Origin of the sequence: Photorhabdus sp. RM71S (assembly GCF_042879355.1) — a bacterium.
Lineage (GTDB): Bacteria > Pseudomonadota > Gammaproteobacteria > Enterobacterales > Enterobacteriaceae > Photorhabdus > Photorhabdus kayaii.
The window spans coordinates 1-5599 of sequence record NZ_JBHFKV010000097.1; the positions used below are offsets into that span (position 1 = coordinate 1).

General features: G+C 37.1%; 6 protein-coding genes and 1 pseudogene. All 7 read left to right on the forward strand.

From position 1 onward, the window contains the following. Window positions 1-95 precede the first annotated feature (95 nt). Window positions 96-1175 carry a carbamoyltransferase C-terminal domain-containing protein gene (locus ACGF5R_RS23420; RefSeq protein ID WP_387692998.1) on the forward strand — a complete coding sequence of 360 codons (1080 nt, stop codon included), beginning with the start codon at window positions 96-98 and terminating at the stop codon, window positions 1173-1175. A gap of 8 nt (window positions 1176-1183) precedes the next feature. Continuing rightward, window positions 1184-2413 carry a DegT/DnrJ/EryC1/StrS aminotransferase family protein gene (locus ACGF5R_RS23425; RefSeq protein WP_112878676.1) on the forward strand — a complete coding sequence of 410 codons (1230 nt, stop codon included), beginning with the start codon at window positions 1184-1186 and terminating at the stop codon, window positions 2411-2413. Further along, on the forward strand, window positions 2395-2727 hold the full coding sequence (locus ACGF5R_RS23430) for a glycosyltransferase family A protein (RefSeq protein ID WP_112878675.1): 333 nt from the start codon (window positions 2395-2397) through the stop codon (window positions 2725-2727). Before ACGF5R_RS23425 ends, ACGF5R_RS23430 begins: the two co-directional genes overlap by 19 nt. Window positions 2728-2843: 116 nt before the next feature. Next, window positions 2844-3335: a hypothetical protein gene (locus tag ACGF5R_RS23435; RefSeq protein WP_112878674.1), complete on the forward strand. Its 492-nt coding sequence runs from the start codon at window positions 2844-2846 to the stop codon at window positions 3333-3335. 7 nt (window positions 3336-3342) lie between these two features. Next, entirely contained in the window at window positions 3343-4200 is an 858-nt protein-coding gene (locus tag ACGF5R_RS23440) for a glycosyltransferase family 2 protein (RefSeq protein WP_262980881.1), read from the forward strand. Window position 4201: 1 nt separating this feature from the next. Continuing rightward, on the forward strand, window positions 4202-5287 hold the full coding sequence (locus ACGF5R_RS23445; protein WP_387692999.1) for an inositol-3-phosphate synthase: 1086 nt from the start codon (window positions 4202-4204) through the stop codon (window positions 5285-5287). Between the two features lie 14 nt (window positions 5288-5301). Then, window positions 5302-5490 (forward strand): annotated as a pseudogene (locus ACGF5R_RS23450) (carbamoyltransferase N-terminal domain-containing protein); the annotation flags it as partial. Window positions 5491-5599: the final 109 nt, after the last annotated feature.

Below are 5599 nucleotides of genomic sequence, written 5' to 3' on the forward strand. Positions count from 1 at the left end.
TATGGAAGAGAGAGATCTTAACGTTTTAATGAGAGAAATGCCTATAAAAAGTCATATCCTGATTTTTATTTAACTAAAATAACCTTATTAAAAATGTGAGATCTCACCCTGGTGGTGGGGTAGCTCTAAACTGTACATTGAACGGAAAGCTCGCCTTTAGCGAATTGTTTGATAATATTTTTGTTCATCCGGCCTCACACGATGGTGGAAGTGCTGTCGGTGCAGCTATGTGCGCAATGTATCCTGACGCTAGGATTAATGGAAATAAACTCGACAATGTTTACTTAGGACCCGATATAAATAGTAAACATGCGCTTGAAATAATAGATAGAAATCAAGATATCATAGAAGTTATTAATGCTGAAGATGAGTTTCAGTTTCTTGCGAATGAAATTAGTAATGGCAAGATAATAGGATGGGCTAGAGGTAGAATGGAATATGGTCCAAGAGCTCTTGGTAGTCGTAGTATTCTAGCTGATCCCAGACCTATTGAATCAAAATATAGAACTAATCGAATTATTAAGCAGAGAGAGTCCTATCGCCCATTTGCACCCATGGTGTTGGTGGATGAAATTTCAGATTGGTTCCTAGTTCCAGATTGTAAAGTGAACTTGGAGTATATGGTATTTAATCTCCCGGTTGTTAAAGAAAACCAACAAAAACTTGCAGCTATAACACATATAGACAATACAGCGAGAGTTCAAGCTGTTGGAGAATATAATAAAGACATCTACCAGCTAATAAAGAATTTTAAAGAAATTACAGGGGTTCCTGTTTTATTGAATACCTCATTTAATGTAAATGCGGAGCCAATTGTATGTGATGCGTATGATGCTATACAATGCTTTCTACTTACAGACTTGGACTATTTGGTTGTCGGCGATTTCATTATTAAGAAAAGAATTCGTGGTGATAAACTATACGAGTTATTGCGACCAATAAAAAAAGAGTTTGTAACTACTATCAAAAAAGCTACAAGTGAATCCTGTTCATATTACATCAATATAGCAACATACAGCGAGCGGGTTACAGAGACAGAGTTGTCCTGTTTTGATGTCGCTGATGGCATTAAAACAATTAGTCAACTTCTACTTGATGGACGTATTCGAGAAGGCGATATCATAAGTGCCTACAAACGGTTGTTAAGCAAAAGGCTATTAAATTTGGTGTTATAGGAGGATGCATGAAACCTTTTGAGATGAATTGGCCGGTGTGCGATGTTGACCTACTAACTGATGTAGAAGGAGCACTTAGATCTACGCGTTGGACGTTGTCAGGCCAGTCTGAAACATTGCCATACTTTAGTACTCTTTTCTCAAGAAGATGGGCAGACTACATAGGTATTAAACATGCTATTCCATGCACTTCTGGAACAGCGGCGTTATCCATCGCTCTTGAAACCATAGGTATCTTGCCTGGAGATGAAGTCATAGTACTAGGTATGACTTGGGTTGCAGTTGCCCAAGTTGTATATAATCTAGGTGCTATTCCCGTTTTGACTGATATTGATCCTTTAACCGGACAAATATCAGAGAAGGCAATACGAGAGAATATTACCCAGAACACCAAAGCCATTATTTTGGTACATGCTTATTGCGGCATGGTAGATGTGAAAAAAATTGGTGCTATTGCAAATAAATATGGTTTAAAAGTTATTGAAGATTGTTCACAAAGCCATGGGGCGACGTGGAAATCAAAGAAGGCTGGCTCTTTTTTTGATATATCTGTATTTTCTACCCAGCAATCAAAACTACTTACTAGTGGAGAAGGTGGGATTATTGCTACTAGCTCGGATGTTTACTATTCCATAATACAAAATTTGATGATGGATGGGAGAGCTAAAACTGATAGCGTAAATCCAAGAAATCTTATGGTTATTTCCGGTAATGGAGAAGTGCAAGGAAGGAACTACAACATTACTGAGATGCAGTGTGCCATTTTGTTAAACGGTCTGAAAAGATTAGATGGCGAGAACGAAAAGCGACGTTTAAACGCCATGATTCTTGATGACTGCCTTAGAAAAAATAAAATATGTAATATCCTTGATGCAGACGAAAATATTGATCAAAGAGTATATTGGCGTTGTGTCGTTGACTTCAATTGTGAAGTTAAAGATGAACAAGCACAAGCAATATCGAACTATTTCTCAGAGAAATATCGAATACCTTTTGAAAGGCTTGATAAACCTTTAAATAACAATCCACTCTACCAACCAAGTCGAGTTGATAGAAACAAGTATTATAGCCATTTCGAAAGACTGAATAGTATAAGTTATAAGCTTCCAGGTGCTGAGAATTTTTACAATCGAACAATGGCGTTCCCTCATCAAGTGTTACTTCAATCGGAAGATTGGATAGTTGATTTTGCAAAAGAAATAAATAAGGTTGCACATAAATGTCAAGTTGGTTTGTGATTCCTCATCATGCAAAGAGCAAACGAGATAGTGATTATCTGGTTGAAACCTTATTTTCAATACATGCTCAGTCAACCCCAGATTGGTGCGTTGTAATAGTGAATGATAATTCAAGTTTCTATGATCGATTGAATGTTAGAATAAAAGACTATTTGCCGAGCGATATAATTGATAATAGATTTCATTTTATAGTTAACGAGAAGAGGGGGGAGGTATCATCAGCAAGAAATATTGGTGTCAAGTATGCTCACAAATATGGTGCCAATATCATTTTTTTCAGGACGATGATGATATTGCGCATCCATATCGTATAGAGAAAACGTTATGTGCTGCAGAACAGATTAATCAATCAGACTTAATTATTAGCACAACCTTTACCGGAATCGATGAAAGTGGTAATTCGGTTTCTCTCGAAAACTTTAGGAGTGATATGCTCGACGTCGCTGTTCAGCATAGTCGGTATACTCCAGAAGGAAGCAATAAATACCTCGATATGATAAGGCACTGTGGGTACATATTCCCGACGTCAGGCACGGCAGTCAATGTTGACTTGGCGCTTAGATGTCCATTCCCAGACTTTTCAGTTTCGGAAGATCATGTCACTTGGATGAATATGGTTGCGGGTGGGGCATTTATTAAAATACTAGAAGATATTCCATTTAAATATAGGTTCAAAGGAGATGCTGTGCATCGTCCTGATACCTTTTTGGAAGAAAAGTATAAGAACGATATTGAAGGCTTTATAATCTCAATGAATTCATATATTGAAAAATTTGGTGCTTATTTCAATATTAACGAGGTTATTGAAGAATTCCTAAACAGATTAAATAATTGTTTATCTGTACAAGGAAACTATACTCTATCAGATATGTATAATTTTAAAGCCTCTTTTCTTGAAATAAAAAGTAAGATCAAGGAGTAAGAAATTTATGACTCTAAGTATAATCATCCCTTCTTATAACAAAAAAGAAAGCCTAATGTCCTTGCTCTCTTTACTAAACAAGCAAAGTGCGGACTTTAGTGACTTCGAAGTAATAGTTGTAGATGATGGTTCTAGCGATGAGACTTGTCTCGCTGTTACTAAACAAGTTTACAACTATAAACTCAAGTATATATATGTACCTGACGAAGGTTTCCGTGTAGCTCGAGCGAGAAATATTGGAGCTAAAAATGCAAAAGGGGAGCTACTGGCTTTTGTTGATGCTGACGTACTTTTGCCAAGCGATTTCGTTAAGAGCGTGATTAAGTTCCATATATCTAACCCACAATCAGTTTCGATTGGAAATGTATACGGTCTGTACTCTGAAAATAAGTGGGATCTAAAGGTTGACCTAGATGATGTAGACAGCACAATTAAAAGGATGAAAGAACTGGGTGTTGGCAAAGATATTCGCCAAAGCTCGTACGCGAGATTCGACTATAAATTGTGCTCCATGCCTGCACCTTGGGTTTTTTTATGGGGAACAATATTTAGTGTAGAAAAAGAACTCTTTGAAAAAGTGGGCTGTTTTGATGAACATTTTAAATCATGGGGTGGTGAAGATATTGATCTTGGTTTCCGGCTACACAAAGCTAATTCTCAATTTCATTTGTTTGAGGGGATAGAAGGTATACATCTGTCTCATCCAGAGGATGATGATGCAAACTATAAGACCAACTTGGAAAATAAAAAGTATATTTCTGAGAAGTATAGTAATGAAATGACTGATTGGCTTATAAAAGAAGAGAATATATTCAAATTAAATGATTTAATAATTTCAAAAAACACTAACAAAAAGGATTTTTAATATGATTAACGTTGCTATTGTAGGTGTTGGAAATTGCTGTTCGTCTCTTTATCAAGGGATTTATTTTCACTCAGATAGCGATCCAATAATTAATAATCTAGGTATTTCAATCAAAGATATTAATGTGAAAGCTGCATATGATGTTGATTGTAGGAAAGTTGGCTTACCAATATCAAAAGCAATTTTTGCAAAACCCAACTGTGCAAGGGTATTCTGTACCGATTTGCCAGAAGGTCCGATCGTCGAGAAAATTGAAGTTTTTGATGGTGTATCTCCGTATATGAGCAATCAACCTGAAGATCGCGGGTTTCGGGTTTCGAGTGATCAAAAACCAATTGACTTGGTTTCTGGCCTTAAAGAAAACGAAATAGATATATTGATAAACTATTTACCTGTTGGCTCTCAGAAGGCTACCGAATATCTTGCTGAATGTTGTCTGGAATCTGGTGTTTCGTTGCTTAATTGTATTCCAGTTTTCATAGCGTCTGATCCGGAGTGGGACAAGAAGTTCTACGATAAAGGCATCCCTATCATAGGTGATGATATGAAGAGTCATTTAGGTGCGTCAATATTGTCACAAGTATACCAGGAATTAGCACACTCAAGAAATCTAACTGTTGACTATCATCAGCAAATTAATATTGGTGGAAATACTGACTTTAATAATATGATGGTTCAAGAGAGATTAACATCCAAAAAAATCTCGAAAGAGAACGTTATTAGAAGTCAAAATGAAATTGCCGGAGTGTATGTTCACGAGGATTCTATTTTTGCCGGACCATCGACTTATATACCTTATTTGAAGGATAATAAGGTTGCGCATATACGCTTGGAGCTTACCGGGTTTGGAGGAAGCAAAGTCGAAATTGACACTAAATTATCGGTGCAAGATTCTGAGAACTCAGCTGGCGTTGTGATTGACGCTATACGTTATTTGAAGATTGCTAGAGACATGGGATTAAAAGGTGCCTTAAAAGGTCCTTCAGCATGGACTCAGAAAACACCCCCTGTGCAGTTAAAAATCGAAGAAGCAATTTCTGAATGTCAAAAGCTGGTTGCCTTTGAAGTACCAAAATACATGTTTTAAGTTTGAGGGGAACTATGAACAAGCCAATTTATGTTTTAGGTTCTGGGTTATCACATGACGGATCAGCGTGCTTAATGAAGAATGGTAAGATTATCGTTGGCATTGAAAAAGAAAGGCTCACGAAGATTAAGCATGATGGATTTAATGATAATGATGCTATAAGGTATTGCTTAAACGCAGCAGGAATCACTTTTAAGGATGTATACCCGTCATCTTTCAAGTTGCCTCTTTGTTGGCTGCACTCGCTCACCCCGGTCACATAGTTTGCTATGCTCCCGGGGATTCACTCCCTTGCCGTCGCGATGCATCTTG